This window comes from Bradyrhizobium sp. SZCCHNR1093 (genome assembly GCF_032381175.1).
GTDB lineage: Bacteria > Pseudomonadota > Alphaproteobacteria > Rhizobiales > Xanthobacteraceae > Bradyrhizobium.
Map to the genome: position 1 here is coordinate 313,208 of NZ_JAUHJJ010000001.1, position 13,517 is coordinate 326,724.

The 13,517-nt window shown below is 61.4% G+C and carries 22 protein-coding genes; 9 read left to right on the top strand and 13 right to left on the bottom strand.

The window, feature by feature from the left end:
* Positions 1 to 2 precede the first annotated feature (2 nt).
* Genes QX070_RS01555 through QX070_RS01600 form a run of 10 tightly spaced genes read right to left on the bottom strand, consistent with a single transcriptional unit; the run spans position 3 to position 5,052 of the window.
* On the bottom strand, positions 3 to 1,376 hold the full coding sequence (locus QX070_RS01555) for a CHC2 zinc finger domain-containing protein (RefSeq protein WP_315734194.1): 1,374 nt from the start codon (positions 1,374 to 1,376) through the stop codon (positions 3 to 5).
* Positions 1,262 to 1,612, bottom strand: coding sequence for a hypothetical protein (locus QX070_RS01560; RefSeq protein WP_315734196.1), 351 nt, complete (start codon positions 1,610 to 1,612; stop codon positions 1,262 to 1,264). Before QX070_RS01560 ends, QX070_RS01555 begins: the two co-directional genes overlap by 115 nt.
* Positions 1,612 to 1,974, bottom strand: coding sequence for a hypothetical protein (locus tag QX070_RS01565; RefSeq protein ID WP_315734198.1), 363 nt, complete (start codon positions 1,972 to 1,974; stop codon positions 1,612 to 1,614). The genes QX070_RS01560 and QX070_RS01565 overlap by 1 nt, the downstream gene beginning before the upstream one ends.
* 12 nt (positions 1,975 to 1,986) lie before the next feature.
* Entirely contained in the window at positions 1,987 to 2,346 is a 360-nt protein-coding gene (locus QX070_RS01570) for a DUF4406 domain-containing protein (RefSeq protein ID WP_315734200.1), read from the bottom strand.
* 2 nt (positions 2,347 to 2,348) lie between these two features.
* Positions 2,349 to 2,483, bottom strand: a complete 135-nt coding sequence (locus tag QX070_RS01575; protein ID WP_315734202.1) for a hypothetical protein — start codon at positions 2,481 to 2,483, stop codon at positions 2,349 to 2,351.
* A complete protein-coding gene (locus QX070_RS01580) occupies positions 2,483 to 3,778 on the bottom strand; it encodes a site-specific DNA-methyltransferase (protein ID WP_315734204.1) in 1,296 nt (431 codons plus the stop codon). The genes QX070_RS01575 and QX070_RS01580 overlap by 1 nt, the downstream gene beginning before the upstream one ends.
* A complete protein-coding gene (locus QX070_RS01585) occupies positions 3,778 to 3,963 on the bottom strand; it encodes a hypothetical protein (protein ID WP_315734206.1) in 186 nt (61 codons plus the stop codon). The genes QX070_RS01580 and QX070_RS01585 overlap by 1 nt, the downstream gene beginning before the upstream one ends.
* 11 nt (positions 3,964 to 3,974) lie before the next feature.
* Positions 3,975 to 4,448: a single-stranded DNA-binding protein gene (ssb, locus tag QX070_RS01590; protein WP_315734208.1), complete on the bottom strand. Its 474-nt coding sequence runs from the start codon at positions 4,446 to 4,448 to the stop codon at positions 3,975 to 3,977.
* Positions 4,445 to 4,612, bottom strand: coding sequence for a hypothetical protein (locus QX070_RS01595; protein ID WP_315734210.1), 168 nt, complete (start codon positions 4,610 to 4,612; stop codon positions 4,445 to 4,447). The genes ssb and QX070_RS01595 overlap by 4 nt, the downstream gene beginning before the upstream one ends.
* Positions 4,609 to 5,052 carry a hypothetical protein gene (locus tag QX070_RS01600; protein ID WP_315701317.1) on the bottom strand — a complete coding sequence of 148 codons (444 nt, stop codon included), beginning with the start codon at positions 5,050 to 5,052 and terminating at the stop codon, positions 4,609 to 4,611. Before QX070_RS01600 ends, QX070_RS01595 begins: the two co-directional genes overlap by 4 nt.
* A 743-nt stretch (positions 5,053 to 5,795) precedes the next feature.
* Here QX070_RS01600 and QX070_RS01605 point away from each other — a divergent pair.
* Positions 5,796 to 6,392 (top strand): XRE family transcriptional regulator, encoded by a 597-nt coding sequence (locus QX070_RS01605; RefSeq protein WP_315701319.1) that lies wholly within the window; start codon positions 5,796 to 5,798, stop codon positions 6,390 to 6,392.
* Positions 6,393 to 6,560: 168 nt separating this feature from the next.
* Here the strand turns inward: QX070_RS01605 and QX070_RS01610 are convergent, their stop codons facing one another.
* Positions 6,561 to 7,052 (bottom strand): hypothetical protein, encoded by a 492-nt coding sequence (locus QX070_RS01610; protein WP_315734212.1) that lies wholly within the window; start codon positions 7,050 to 7,052, stop codon positions 6,561 to 6,563.
* 125 nt (positions 7,053 to 7,177) lie between these two features.
* Here QX070_RS01610 and QX070_RS01615 point away from each other — a divergent pair, with 125 nt between their 5' ends.
* From QX070_RS01615 to QX070_RS01645, 7 genes are all read left to right on the top strand, one after another.
* Positions 7,178 to 7,369, top strand: coding sequence for a hypothetical protein (locus QX070_RS01615; RefSeq protein WP_315734214.1), 192 nt, complete (start codon positions 7,178 to 7,180; stop codon positions 7,367 to 7,369).
* 357 nt (positions 7,370 to 7,726) lie between these two features.
* A complete protein-coding gene (locus tag QX070_RS01620; protein WP_315734216.1) occupies positions 7,727 to 8,842 on the top strand; it encodes a site-specific integrase in 1,116 nt (371 codons plus the stop codon).
* Positions 8,839 to 9,189, top strand: coding sequence for a hypothetical protein (locus QX070_RS01625; protein ID WP_315734218.1), 351 nt, complete (start codon positions 8,839 to 8,841; stop codon positions 9,187 to 9,189). The genes QX070_RS01620 and QX070_RS01625 overlap by 4 nt, the downstream gene beginning before the upstream one ends.
* A 153-nt stretch (positions 9,190 to 9,342) precedes the next feature.
* Positions 9,343 to 9,591, top strand: a complete 249-nt coding sequence (locus QX070_RS01630; RefSeq protein ID WP_315734220.1) for a type II toxin-antitoxin system RelE/ParE family toxin — start codon at positions 9,343 to 9,345, stop codon at positions 9,589 to 9,591.
* A gap of 12 nt (positions 9,592 to 9,603) precedes the next feature.
* A complete protein-coding gene (locus QX070_RS01635; RefSeq protein WP_315734222.1) occupies positions 9,604 to 10,029 on the top strand; it encodes a helix-turn-helix transcriptional regulator in 426 nt (141 codons plus the stop codon).
* On the top strand, positions 10,029 to 10,502 hold the full coding sequence (locus tag QX070_RS01640) for a hypothetical protein (RefSeq protein WP_315734224.1): 474 nt from the start codon (positions 10,029 to 10,031) through the stop codon (positions 10,500 to 10,502). The genes QX070_RS01635 and QX070_RS01640 overlap by 1 nt, the downstream gene beginning before the upstream one ends.
* A 195-nt stretch (positions 10,503 to 10,697) precedes the next feature.
* Complete coding sequence (locus QX070_RS01645) at positions 10,698 to 11,117, top strand: hypothetical protein (protein WP_315734226.1); 420 nt, start codon at positions 10,698 to 10,700, stop codon at positions 11,115 to 11,117.
* 327 nt (positions 11,118 to 11,444) lie between these two features.
* On the opposite strand, the gene QX070_RS01650 is transcribed toward QX070_RS01645, so the two are convergent.
* Both QX070_RS01650 and QX070_RS01655 read right to left on the bottom strand, forming a co-directional pair.
* Complete coding sequence (locus tag QX070_RS01650; RefSeq protein ID WP_315734228.1) at positions 11,445 to 12,227, bottom strand: hypothetical protein; 783 nt, start codon at positions 12,225 to 12,227, stop codon at positions 11,445 to 11,447.
* Between the two features lie 536 nt (positions 12,228 to 12,763).
* Positions 12,764 to 12,910 carry a hypothetical protein gene (locus QX070_RS01655; protein WP_315734230.1) on the bottom strand — a complete coding sequence of 49 codons (147 nt, stop codon included), beginning with the start codon at positions 12,908 to 12,910 and terminating at the stop codon, positions 12,764 to 12,766.
* 303 nt (positions 12,911 to 13,213) lie between these two features.
* Between QX070_RS01655 and QX070_RS01660 the strand changes: the two genes are divergently transcribed.
* Positions 13,214 to 13,414, top strand: coding sequence for a hypothetical protein (locus QX070_RS01660; protein WP_315734232.1), 201 nt, complete (start codon positions 13,214 to 13,216; stop codon positions 13,412 to 13,414).
* Positions 13,415 to 13,517: the final 103 nt, after the last annotated feature.

Here is a 13,517-nt window from a genome sequence, read left to right on the forward strand (position 1 = left end):
CATCAGTCTTTGCCTTGCATTACGTCGTTGAAGTCGAGCCCATCAGGCGCGAAGCGGCGGCGGATCAGCCGGCCGGGCCGCGCGTGGCGGTATGAAGCGCGCTCAAGCGCGTTGCGTGTGAGGAACGGATCGGAGTCGCCGTCGCCGAGGAGCACGAGCTCGACGACGGAATCAGGCACCGGCATCGCCGGCGATGCGAGATCAGGCTCGGGACCGGGCACGCGCTGGGCGCGGCCGTTCTCGGTTTTCGCGTACGGGTGCGCGATCGGCTGCAGCGATCGGCCGGCGAGGTTGCCGAGATCGCCGGCAGCGCGCAGCGCCGTCGCCGACATGTCGAGGCCGCAACGCATGTAAGCCGTATAGACGGCCGCAACCGTCTCGATGCCCTCGCCGGCAATGATGCGGCGAGGATCCGGCGCCCCGCCGAGATCGAGGTAACAACCCGATTTCGAGCCGCGCATTTTCTTGGACGGCAGCACCTCGCCCGTGTGCGGGTGCCGTACGATCGCCTTGCATTTCTCCGCAGCCGTATCAATCCAAGTGATATGCAGGCCGCGAAACGTGCCCTTGTCGTCGCCGGCGCGAAACGCCGCGAGCATCGCCGGGCCGCGATGCACGAGCAGCGGCTCGCGCGTCCTGCCATCGGCAAACAACGGCATCGCCGGGTGATATTTGAGCCGCGCATTTGCCGGCAACACCACGCCACGGCAGGCGAGATAATCCTCAACGGGCGTTCCCGGCCAGCGCTCGCCGGCTTTCCAGAACGCGCGCAGATAGCCGAGCTCGCGCTCGCGCATCTGCGCCGCGACGCGATCGCGCTCGGCGCCGGTTGTCCAGCCCTTCACCCATGCATGACGCAAATCAGGATCGGCGCCGTAGGGCGGCGGCACGTCGCCGAGCGGCTCGCCGGCGCCGTGCGCCCGCAGGCCGGCGCGGTGCGCGAGCGCCGGCGTCGGCTTCTCCTCACGGGCGCCGCCGAGGCGCTCGATCGCATCGCGAAAGCCAATCCCCTCGCGCTTCTGCACGAGCTTGATAACGTCGCCCTTGTCATGGCAAACCGCGCAAATCCACTCATCGTCGTTACATTCGAAGCGGCCGGCCGAGGCCGATTGCAGGCTTCGCGAGCAGATCGGACACGGCCCGGTGAAGCCGTGGCGCTTGTATTTGCTGCTACCCTTGCGAAGCTTCACCCATTGCCCGGCCACAGCGGGCACGGGGTTGCGCGCTTTCAGCGCGTCGAGTGCATCATCTGAAATCATGATTAGTCGTACCGGGTTTGATCGGCATCGAGATCGCCGCCACGCTCTGCGGCACTGATCTCGCGCAGCCGCCGCAAGAGCTTGTCGTCGCTGCGAAGTGCCCAGATCGCCCGCCATACCGCGCTAAACACCTCGACGCGCCGCGCTTGGCTCGCGATCGCCGAGCGCAGCGTCGCGCGCTCTATCGGCGTCAACTGCTCGCCGGCGAGATCGGCAACCAGCCGCGCCCGCGAGATATCCGCGCGCTCGGATTCAGCCGCCAGGGCGCCGAGCATTTCGGCCCATGTCACCGGCTTTTCTTGGGGTGCCCCTTCCGCGCGGGGTGCGGGGTTTTCGCTCATGGCGAACCGCATCAACGCCCCCGCGCCGAGATCAGGTTCGCAGCCTCGCACCACTCGCGAACCTTGTGCGAGATCGCGCCACGCGCGGCCTCGACATCGCGCGCGGGTTTCGGCATGTTCGGCATGCCCGGAAGATAGACGGCCCAAAACCAGCCGTTCGCCGCGTCATGCGTCACGGCGCCGACAACGACGACGCCGAGCCGCACCTCGAGCGCCTGGGCGCGATCGTGGAATTGCAGCCGCACCGGCGCCGAGCCGGCATCGCCGCCGGCGCGACCCGAGCGACGCGCGTCGCCCGGCTTTGATTGGTAGTCCGCGCGCGGCTTGCGCGACGGCTTAACCTCGACGACGAAGGCTTGCCCCCGGTTGCTCATGCGATGCACCGCCTAGATCACGTCGATGTCGGACATGGCGAGCACGGGAATGCCGAGCGCAGCGGCGATCGCCTTTTCAGCAAAGGCGCCCTTTGAGTGCTGCGAGCCGGGCAGATACACAACCGCATCGGCGTACAGGCAGATGAACGCCACATCGTTGAAAAACACCTTGCGCGGATCGATCGCCGTCAAGCCTTCGTTGCCGGCCGGGTTGTTCTCATAGACGCCCTCGCCATAAATTCTGATCGTCTCCTCGACGGGGTTGAAAACCCGGTACCCCTTGGCGCGCAGCGCCTCGGCGGCCTCCATGAACGCGGGCTTGTTGAAGTTAGGCAAGCCGCGCATAGGGCCGGCGAGATAGATAGTCCTCATAGTTAGTAACCTCCCCCAAAGGCATGATTGAAAGCGACGATCGCGAGCTTGATGTGCGGGATCATCACAGCGAGAGCGGCGACGCCGCCGGTGACGAGGCCGATGGCAATCACGACAGGCAGCGCTCGGGCGATCATCACAGCCCTGCAAACAGCGAACCGGCCTCGAAAGGCTTCTCGCCTTCCTTTGCCTTGATGGACTCACGTTTGCGCTCATCAGGGCCGGCGAGCGCCAGCGCCATGCGGCGCGCAATATCTTGCTGATACTCAGGCTCGCGCTCGATCAGCACGGCGCGACATCCCTCGCGGAATGCGGCCTCGCCGGTTGTACCCGTGCCGGCGAACGGATCGAGCGTGACGCCGCCCTTCGGCGTCACGAGGCGCACGCACCATTGCATGAGATCAACGGGCTTTACCGTCGGATGCTTCGAGCCGATGCGATCGTGCGCGTCGGCCTTGCCGCTGTAGAAGAACCGGCCGGCCGAGCCGACATCGCCCAGGCCGCCGGAGTTGGCGCCCTGCCCCGACGTGCGGCCCATGCGCAGCGCCTCGGCGTTGCCGTTGGTGTCCTGCCCGCCAGAGCTCTTGCTCTGCGGAAACATGGCGAGGATCTCGGGCGATCCATCATGCACGATGTTGGCCGGGTAGCGCCCGCCTTCCTTCTGCTCGTAGACACCGGGCGCATTGGCCGCGCCATAAATACCGCTGCTCGACGAGCCCAAGGCAACATTGCGCGTCGCTGTGATCGTCTCGCTAGTCGGCACGCGACACCCGTCAATGTTGAGCGCGCCGGCGCACCACTTGAGCAGATTGGCGACGATGGTCGATTTGCCGATCGTCTTGCGCGCGAGGCAAATCGGCTCCCAAGCCGGCTTGAGCGCGGTCTGCCACCCCTCCCATTCAGCCGCCGCCGGGTGCCGCCATTCGCCGCGCACGAGCTCGGCGCCATCGCTCTTGTAAACCCACCGCGCGTCCTCGCCCTCGCCCTCGCGCCGGCAAAGCGTTTTCTCGATCGCGAACGCGGCGTCGATCGACTTTGGAAAGCCCGAGCCGTACAGCCACGCGAGTTGATCGCGCACCTCGAAACCGGCGTCCTCGATCGCGACCGCCAGGCGGTGATATGTGCGCGTGCCCGAGAACGCGATCATATGGCCGCCGGGCTTCAACACGCGCAGGCACTCGCGCCAGAATTCAGGATCAAAGGCAACCTCGCCCGTGTCCCATTGCTTGCCCATGAAGCCGGCGAACGCGCCGGAATACATTTCGCCCTTTGCCGGCGCCGCGCCTTCCCTGCCGAACCGCTCGACGATCGAGACCAGCGCATAGGGCGGATCGGTCACGATGCTATCGATCGAGTTGTCGGCAAGGCCGCGCAACACCTCGCGGTTATCGCCGCCGTACAGCGTCACCTTGTTGTCGAGAAAGGATTGCATCAGTTGCCCCCGTTGATTGGCAGCGCTGCGGTGTTGCGCACCGCCTGGGCGATCTGCTCGCGCAACTCGCGCTTGGTTGGTTCCTCACGACGGCGGCCGTCGAGCAGCGCGGCGAGAGCATCCATTTCGGAGTCGAACCGCTTGAGCTTGTTGTCGAGGCCGGCGCCTCGGTTGCGGAAACGCATCGCCGCGGCCCTTAGAACGGAATGTCATCGTCCATGTCGGACGAGCGGCCACTGCTGATTGAGCCGGAATTGCGCGGCGGGACCAATCGCGCGCCCGCTCGATCGGCGTCGTCGTTCGCCGGCGGCCCGTTGCGTTGGCCGCCGCCTTCGAGCGACAGCGACGCATTGAAGCCGCGCAGAACGATTTCCGTCGTGTATCGATCGGTGCCGTCCTGCGCCGTCCACTTGCGGGTTTCGATCTGCCCCTCGACGAGAACGCGCGAGCCCTTTTTGACGTATTGCTCGATGACCTTGCAAAGGCCCTCGCTGAAACACACGATGCGGTGCCATTGCGTGCGCTCTTTGCGCTCGCCCGTATCCTTGTCGCGCCACTGCTCCGACGTGGCGATCGAAAAGCTCGCGATCGGCTTGCCGTCCTGCGTTCGCCTGATGTCAGGATCACCGCCGACATTGCCGAGGATGATCGCCCTGTTCAGTCCACTCATTCCGCGTTCCTTCGAAGTGTCTCTTGATCGTGCGCCTCGCGCATTTCGCGCGAAGCCTCACGCGCCCTAACCTGGGCACGCATGAACGCCGCGCCGTCCTGGGCGCGAGCAGCGGCGAGCGCGTCGTCGAGCGCGCGCAGGTAGTCGTCAGCCGGCCACATCATGCTAGCGCCTCGACACTATCTTTCGCGTCATGGGCGAGGCACATGGCCATAAGCATTGCATGGGTCGGCGTCGGCGCGCCCTTGCGATCGAAGCGCAGCCACGCCGCCGGCACGCAATGTGCCGTCGATTGACTGGCATCAGCGTGGTGCGTGTGCAGAGCGTTGAGGAGGCGCGCGCTCTGCGCTTTGACGAGCGAGGTCAGAGACTCGTCGTCAAGCTCATTGTCGAGATCGTCGCCAACAAACCCTGCCAGCGGCACCGGCAACGTGGTTTGCTCCGCAAAATGCGGACGAACGTCCGGCAGAATCCCGGCGGCTTTGCCCTTGGCCCAAAGCCGCTGCAATGTGCTTTCGCTGACCGCATTCGCGCGGGCGATCTGCGCTCGCGATTGCGGCCCGAGGTAAGCGTGCCGTAGTTTGACTTTTTTCGCCTCTCGCATAGGGATTGGCCCTGCCCCTTTGATGATGATGGATAGAGCCGCATAGCGGCGCGGCAGACATCGAGGGTTGAGCAATCGCGCTCATGGCAGCAGGACGGGCAGCCGCGCGGCATGCGATTCCGCGCCGCGCGGGCACGCCCGGCCCCGCGCGGATTGCGCACGCCGTCAACAACACAAACACATGCGGCCGAGCGCGCCGCACAGTTGCAAGGAAGCACTGCTGGCTTTGATGCCCGCAGCATGTAGTTGCGCGGTAGCTCAACATAGTCGGACGCGTCCGCCCAAGGCCGCCGGCGCGCCAGCACATCGCACGCCCACAATCCCCCGATCACGACGACAAGCGTCGCGCCGACGGCCACAAAAACGAGTCCAAGATCAGCCGACGCCACGGCGAGACCTGCTGCAGAAAAGCCGCGATCCGCCGCGTGCCGCGCGATCGCACGGCATTGCGTGGTCTTGCCCGTCGTGGATGACGGGTTGGATGCGAGACATAGTTCCCCCGTTCCCCGAAACGGCGGGTTCGCCGCTCCGAGGTGCCAAAACCCATTCGACTTGGAACCGAGCTCAGTCTAAGGTGGTCGCCGCTCTACGCTTGCCGAGACGCCATCACCCTCAAACCGCAGCGATACGAATCAACCGAACTGCCGATGCCGATCGCGAATATACAGTTACCGTATAATCGACAAGGGACCCTATGCACTTCCCGGTTAGATGCGCCTATACGGAAAGCGTATTATCGAGGGATGTCAGATACTTCCCTTGCTCAAAAAATCCGTGCGTTGCGCGCCCGAAAAGAGCTGACGGGCGAAGCGCTCGCCCACCTGATTGGGGCGACTCAGGCAAGTGTTTCGCGTTGGGAAAAGGGAATCGTAAAACCGAAGGGCGAAAGCTTGAAGAAGCTTGCCCAGCTTGCCGGAGAGACGGAGGCCGAGTTCCTTTACGGCCGGCAAATCGGCGTCCCGTTGCTCTCGTGGGTGTCGGCAGGCAAGCTCTTACAGGCTCAATCCGTCGACGCAGCCTTACGAGACGACGTAGAGCGCATCGGCGTTTCAGGCCTTGGCCCAGGCGATTTCTTTGCTCTTCGGGTCAAGGGCGACTCCATGAACAAGATCGCGCCGGACGGCTCTATCGTTATAGTCAACCGCGCCGAGCGCGAGCCTATTGATCGGAAGTTTTTTATTTTCCTTGCCGATCACGAGACCACATTCAAGCGCTTCCGAGCAAATCCGACGCGGCTTGAACCGTATTCATACAACCCCGAGCACGAAACGATTTACCCCGACCACAGCTATTTTAGCGTCCTTGGACGCGTTCGCCGGGTCCAAGTTGACGATCTCTGACGCGAACTCGCCGATCGTATAATTTGTCCAGACCGATTCGGATTGCGGCAATCATCGCTTCTGTCAATATACACATCGTGTATTTTTACCGTTGGCAAATTATACATTGTGTGCATAATCCGCTGCGCGGCGCAGACGTTTGCGAGCGTCAGTCAGTTACCTGCGATGTCATTCGAGAACACACCCACCATCCAAAGCCGCAAAAGCCTTCTTCGCTCCCTTGAGTGCGAAGACGCGGTCAAATTCAACGTTGCCACGGATGATGCGGAACGCGGCCTCTTTCGCTTTGGTCATATCGACAACCATGCCGTCTTTGGCGACCATTTCGATTGTGTTGCCCTCGATCGCGTTCGCGAACCCGCGCACGATGTCGCCGCTATCCGCGCGAAAGAAATAACGCACTTCTTCCCCTCTGCTGTAGCGATCCGGCACGGCATCAACGAGCGCGATTGTCAGCTTGTTATGGATGCAGCGGACAGCCAGCGTATGGCCGCCCTGCTCCGTGGTGACAAAGACATCAGTTGGCGGCGGAAATCCGGCAACGGTTTTTCCGAATCGATCGACTTCGACGCTCACACGCCAATTGCCGATGAGTTGCTCCGTTGCAACCGCACACAGCGGCACGCACGCAAGCACGGCCGCCAATATCCTTTGAATCATCACGTTTCATCCTCTGCACGGAGGATGTTGCCACGCCCTGACGGCGTTTTTCAACCCAGCAAAGGAGCAGCCTCTTGTCTCAACACAATCGCCTAATCACGACCGGTGTCGCGCCCGCGATCACGATGCCGCGCCCGGCGCTCAAGGGCACGGCCGCAGTCGAACAGATGGCCGACGATTTGCGCGTCATCAATACGCGCACCGGCGGCGTCACTGCCGACGATCTCACCTTAGCGGGTTGGACCCGCGAGCAGATCGAACGCCACGTCGCCGACGCCCGCGAGACAGCGACGCGGCTTTCAACCGTCGCCGCTTAACTGCATCGGTCACCACCATTGCCCAACCGCCGAGCCACGACTCGGCGGTTACGGCCGCAAGACGGCATTGCAAGCCAACACGCCGGGCGACTGCCAGCACTGCGCCGGCGATGCCCGTTTGAGGAAGTCACCTGACACAACGCTGCGCGGTGCCGCGGCTCGCTAGCAATCATCACTGGGCAAAAACACAGAATCCATGCCAGTCAAGCTCTACACCATGGACGAGGCCGCCGGGATCTTCCGCGTGACAAAGCGGGTTTTCGCGGAGTTTATAGCCGATAAGCCATTTTACCGCGTGATTGGACGCGCAAAACTGTTTACAGATCAAGACATTGCACAACTTTACGAGGCAATGGCATGCCCCTCAAACTCGAAAGGCGAACAGACTCGCCAGTCTGGTATCTACGCGGGACGCTCCGAGGCGTCCGAGTTCGCGAGAGTACGGGCACTGATGACCGGAAAGCAGCCGAGGAAATCAAAGCGAAGCGGGAATGGGAAATCCTGCAAGGTAGTGTCTATGGCATCAAAGCGGGGGGAACGTTCCTCGCCGGAGTCGCAGCCTACTTAGAGAACGGCGGCGAGCGGCGCTTTCTTCAACCGCTCATCGACCATTACGGCGCCACACCGCTTGCAAAGATAGATCAGGCGAGCGCCGACGATGCCGCCAGGAAGATTTACCCCGGCCTCGCTCCGTCAACACTTAATCGCCAGCTTTACACGCCGCTCGCCGCTGTCATGAACAAGGCGGCCGAGCACGGCCTTTGTTCCCCCGTCAAATTCAAGCGCCCCAAACTGCCAAAGGGCCGCGTACGCTGGATTACGCACGGCGAGGCGCACTCGCTCATCGAGGCATGCGCCGATCACCTAAAGCCGCTCGTCGCCTTCCTGTTCTACACCGGCGCCCGCATTGGTGAGGCGCTTTGGCTGGATTGGCGTAACGTCGATTTGCAGCGCGGCCAAGTGCAGTTCCTCGACACAAAGAACGGCCGCGATCGCGGCGTGCCGCTGCACCCGGATCTCGTCGCCATTCTCGCCAATCTGTCTCACCGCCACGGTTGCGTGTTTCGCAAACCCGGCCGCTGGATCGTGCCAGAGGGCAGCAACGGCCGCGAGAAAATCCAACTGCTCGGCGAGCCCTATCGGCCTCTCGATCCCGACGACGATCGCGACGTTTCGGCCGGCGATCGCATCAAGAAAGGTTTCAAGGCGGCGTGCGACCGCGCCAAGATTTCGGACTTTCACCCGCATGATTGCCGCCACACCTGGGCGACCTGGCACTATCAGGAAAACCGCGATCTCAACATGCTCATGCATCTCGGCGGTTGGTCGAGTCTGTCCATGGTGCTGCGCTACGCGCATGTGAACGTCGAGCACGCCGCGCCGTCTATAAACAAGATGCCATCAATTGGTAGCAGCAAGGCGAAAGCGCGGAAGATATCGGCAGTCAAGCTGGCAAAGAGGAATGCAACATGAGACATAGATCAACGTTCCGACAAACCTTCCTTCCTTATGCACTCGCTAAGCTGGCGCCGGACGAGTTCTTGCCGCTCAATCGCTACTATAAGCCGATAGGCATCATGTCAGATCAATGGGTCGAATACGAATCTCAACCAAGCAGGATTCGGATCAAAGGCCTTACCAACACCCGCGCGGAACGCATGGGGTTGACGGTCCGCGAATTTGAAGATGGTAGCACTAAACTTTACCTCTACAACGACGGAACCGTGCCAGATAAATCCCCTGCCAATTGGGATCGTTATCAGCGCATCTTGCAAATACTCGCCGCGATGGAAATCAAAGCAGCGGATCATGTGGATTGAGGTGGGGCTCGTCGGCGCGATTTCGATTTAAGCTGGCATGGTGCTTGCGGTTCAAGCGAGCCCAAAGAAGGCCGGTTAAACGCGCCGGCCAAAGGACGAAAAATATCGCTCATAGCAATTGACTGAAATATCGCTATAAGCTATATTTTCGTCATGAAGACGATCGCTTACACCCTCACCGCAATGGTCGCCCTTAAGCGCCACGCCAACCGGGCTAGGCTGATCCGGGCTAAGATCGAGCAGTATGCCGCCAACCCGGCGGCGCAGGCCCGCAACGTCAAAGCGCTCATCGGAAGCGATCGTTTGCGGTTGCGCGTTCAAGACTTTCGCATCCTGTTTACTGAGACTGCCGACACCATCACCATTCACGACATCGGCCCGCGCGGCGGGATTTACGACTAAGGACAAACCGACATGCCCGTGATGACCAAAACCCCGCAAGGCGATGACATCGTGATCCTGTCCCGCAAGGAATACGATCAACTGGTCGCCGCAGCCAATGAAGACGCCGCCGACGCGGAAACCCTACGCCGCTCAATCGCCCGCGTTGAGAGCGGCGAGGAAGAGACCTTTTCGAGCGCCGAGGTTGACGCGTTCCTTGCAGCGAAAACGCCGCTCGCATTCTTCCGTAAGAAGCGCGGCTTGAGTCAAGATGACCTCGCCAAACGCGCGGGCATCACGCAAGGCTATCTGTCCGAGATCGAGGTCGGGCGCAAAAGCGGCGACGTTCAAACGCTGCGCAAGCTGGCGGACGCGCTAAGAGTGACGCTCGATAGTTTGGTTCCGGACGGGCCGAGCGAGGAAGATGCGCCGCGCCCGAGCGCAAAAAGGCGGAAGTGATGGTCATGACAGAGATGCCTGCTCTTACTGCTATTGCCGCGATCTTAACGGCCCTCGCGGCCGTGATCATCGCTCCTGCAATGGCGAATCGCACTGCCAAACTGCAAATCCGTGCGAACGTAGTCTCAGTGAACAGACAGGCATGGATTGACAAGTTGCGTGATGAGCTTGCCGAGCTTTTCGAGTTGCTGACTTGGCGTCTTTTGCAACGCCCCGGAACATCGACCGGAGAAGAAGGCGCACGATATGAAGCAGAAAAGCGTTCGCGTATCCGTTTGCTGACGAACAAGGTCAGGCTCAGACTAAACCCTTTAGAAAGCGACAGTCAGTCACTCGTTGATCTTCTGACGAGGCTAAATCAAGCTGCCAGTCGAGGCGAAGAAGCTGATTTCGACGAGCTGATGGAAAAAGCAGTTACAACGGCTCAAACCATCCTCAAGACGGAATGGAGGCGAGTCAAAAACGGCGAGTAGACAAGCGCCAAATCGAGCACGATCGCTACGGTAGCGCGACAGCCGGCTCCAGGCGTGATTAATTGCCCTCGTTAATGGTTTACGACGCACCGCGCCCGCGCGCGAAGAAGCGCAAGGCATCGTGAATAAGCGCGATCGCCGCTGCCTGCGCGAAGGCCGGTCGTTCGGCGTCATCAATCGAGAATGGACGGCATCATGAAGACGACGACGGAGCAAACGACGGTGCGGCTGATTCCGCACGATGAGAGTTTCGAGGTGCGGATCAGCCGATATTTCTATTTCGATGCCGACGCGGGGCGGCGGTCAATCACCGGCCGGCCGGACCCGAAAGCGGCGCGATCAGCGGCGCAAGCCTTCGCCCGCACGGTCAGCCCCTCGACGGATGATAAGCGCCCAACCAAGACGCCCGGCGCCGTTGACGAGGCGATCGCGGCCGGGTTGTTCGAAGATGACACCACCGGCACGACGACCGACCAGGCGGCGGCGATCGTCGAAGCTTGGAAACAGGCGCAAGGCTTGCCGCTGCTCTCGCCCGAGGCATGCGGCGCGCTCGCCGCCAGCATCGCCGGCGCGCTCCGCGAAGCCTATGAAGCCGGCCGCGAGGAGGCGCCCTAGCGATGAAAGCCCCGCCTGACGCGACCGCGCGGGCACTGACCGGAGAACCCTCGGCATGCTGCCTGAAAAGAAAATCCCAGCATGGACCCACGCGGTCCTAGCGTCGATAATAGCCGGCGGCTTTGCTGCGCTTCCCTTTTGGACATGGGGGATATCGCTTAGGGAAGCCGGTATTGCAGCGCCGATCATCTTTGTCTTAGTGATCGGTGTCTATGTTTACGCTCTACACAAAAGCTAGGCAGAGGGCGGCGGTGTCGAGCAAGCGCAGGAGATTTGGAACCGTCCTGATCGCTTTTGGCTGCTTCGAAAGGCCCGCTTAACATAGTTTCACTTGCGACCTTTTCCTCTCTGAAACTGCAAGTTTGGCAGGATTTCATCGCGAAACAGCCGACTGTTCGATAGCATCGCGAGCCGCTCAAACATTTCGTCGTGGCTATTTAGAAATTCTGGGATCGGACCACCGAAACCATCAGTTGATCCAAGGCGCTGCGAACCCATCTTCCGCTGTACGAATACCGCCCCGAGCTTATTGATAGCTTCCATAAACTGGTCGCTCAACTCTTTCGGCATAAAAATTCGTTGCTTGCGGAGCAACAATCTCGCTTGGTGCTGTTCGCGGCCCGCGCGCGTTATTTGTCGCCAGTTTACGATAGCAACGTATTCCGTATGCTTATCGATCGCTCTGCGAAGTCGGTCTTTTTCGCGGTCGGGGAAATCGCTCTCAGAAATGAATGCTTCTGTCTCGGCTTCGGACATCCTCGCGAAGTCGGGAGGCTCGACATGCCCAAGAGCGCAGGTGGTCGTCGCTAGATATGCTTCGACGAACCCCTCCCAAACCAGCTTAATCGCCGCGAATTCCATTTCATTCGATCGTTTTCCGCGATCGCCAAGGTGTGCGAGCTGCTCCCTAAGTTTCTCGATCTCCTGGGCATGGCCGTCCTTCAATTCGGCAAGTTTCCGGTCAAAATGGAAGCCGAGATACCTTTCCCCAAACTTTGTAGGCAATAGCGTGATAAACGACGCCGCTGCGAGAAGAGCAGCGAGTGTTGTTTGCAGGACCCACGTCGCCACCTGCGGGAGCCACAATGAAAATTCCCCCCAACCGGTCATTGCAGCAGCACCTCGCCGTAAAAAATCACAACCTTGGCAACTCACCTCCTGATTCTACCACGTCGCGACCTTTGTCGTGACGCAGGGAAATGCTGGCCCAAAATCCGCCCACCGCCTGCTCGAAATGGCAAAAAAGTGATCCCTATCAATAAGTTGATAATAGCAGCAAGATACCTTCACACGGGAGAGGTCCAAGGTTCGATCCCTTGTGCGCCCACCATTGACCTCTGAATTTGCGCGGCCGTTCCGTGTTTACTACCGTCCATCTGGGGCCCATACCGCCATCGCATGATGACGATCGGGGCACCGCCAGCGGACGCTCGGCGAGCTTGACCTTGCATTGGCCGAGTTCACATTCCGGCAGGCCGAAGCGGCCGATGTCGACCGGTAGTCCGAGCTGCTTCCCTGGCGAGAATGTCGGCGTCCTCGTCGTGAGATCGCGCGATCTCCATGAGAATCCCGGCCGCGACGTCCGGCGGCAGGCAGATATGATCGACCATCCACAGCGGCGCCATGGCCGCTTCGCGCTGACAGGTCTACGCCTTCCGCAACGGCGCGAGCTTCTGCAACGCCTGCTCGCGACGCTCCGCCCGAGCGTCGGCGACTGCATCGCGCGCGAGCGTCTCGATCTCCTCGGAAGAGCGGACCGCGCTCAGGTTGTTCGACTTTCCGTTCTTCCCCATGAAGCCCGAAGCTATTCCATTTGGACCAGAGGCCGACGTCGCAGCAACGGCCGCGGCTACGCATCGAATGTGCATCGAGGCATTTGGATCGCCGCACCCGGCCATTTTGACCTCGCTCGTCCCCGCATGGGCGCCCTGCACCCAGCACATCAGTCACAGAATGCACCTGCTACCTCCGCGGGGCCGGCGCAAGGCGGCTTTTGCGGGGCGGCGCTCTCACGTTTTCCTGATTCCTGCGTCAGAACGCCGCGACTCGAATCCGCCTATGGTCCGGGGCGTTTCCAACCCACGGAGGTTTTCCGCATGCGTAAACTGATCATCGCCACCGCCGCCCTCGCGTTCGTCTCGTCGGCCGCTCTTGCCCAGTCCACCGAGAAGCCGATGACGACCACCGGCCAGTCGGCGAAGAGCGGCGACGCCATGGGCGGGGGCGACGACATGAAGATGAGCAAGACGAAGAAGAAGTCGGCGAAGAAGTCGTCCGGCGACGCCATGTCGAAGTAGGGCGTGGGCGCGCCTGTCCGCAGGCTCCACATGCGCGACGAGATCGGGCCGCTCCTCTCAGGGGCGGCCCTTGTTCATTCGCGTCGACCGCGATCGCGCACCT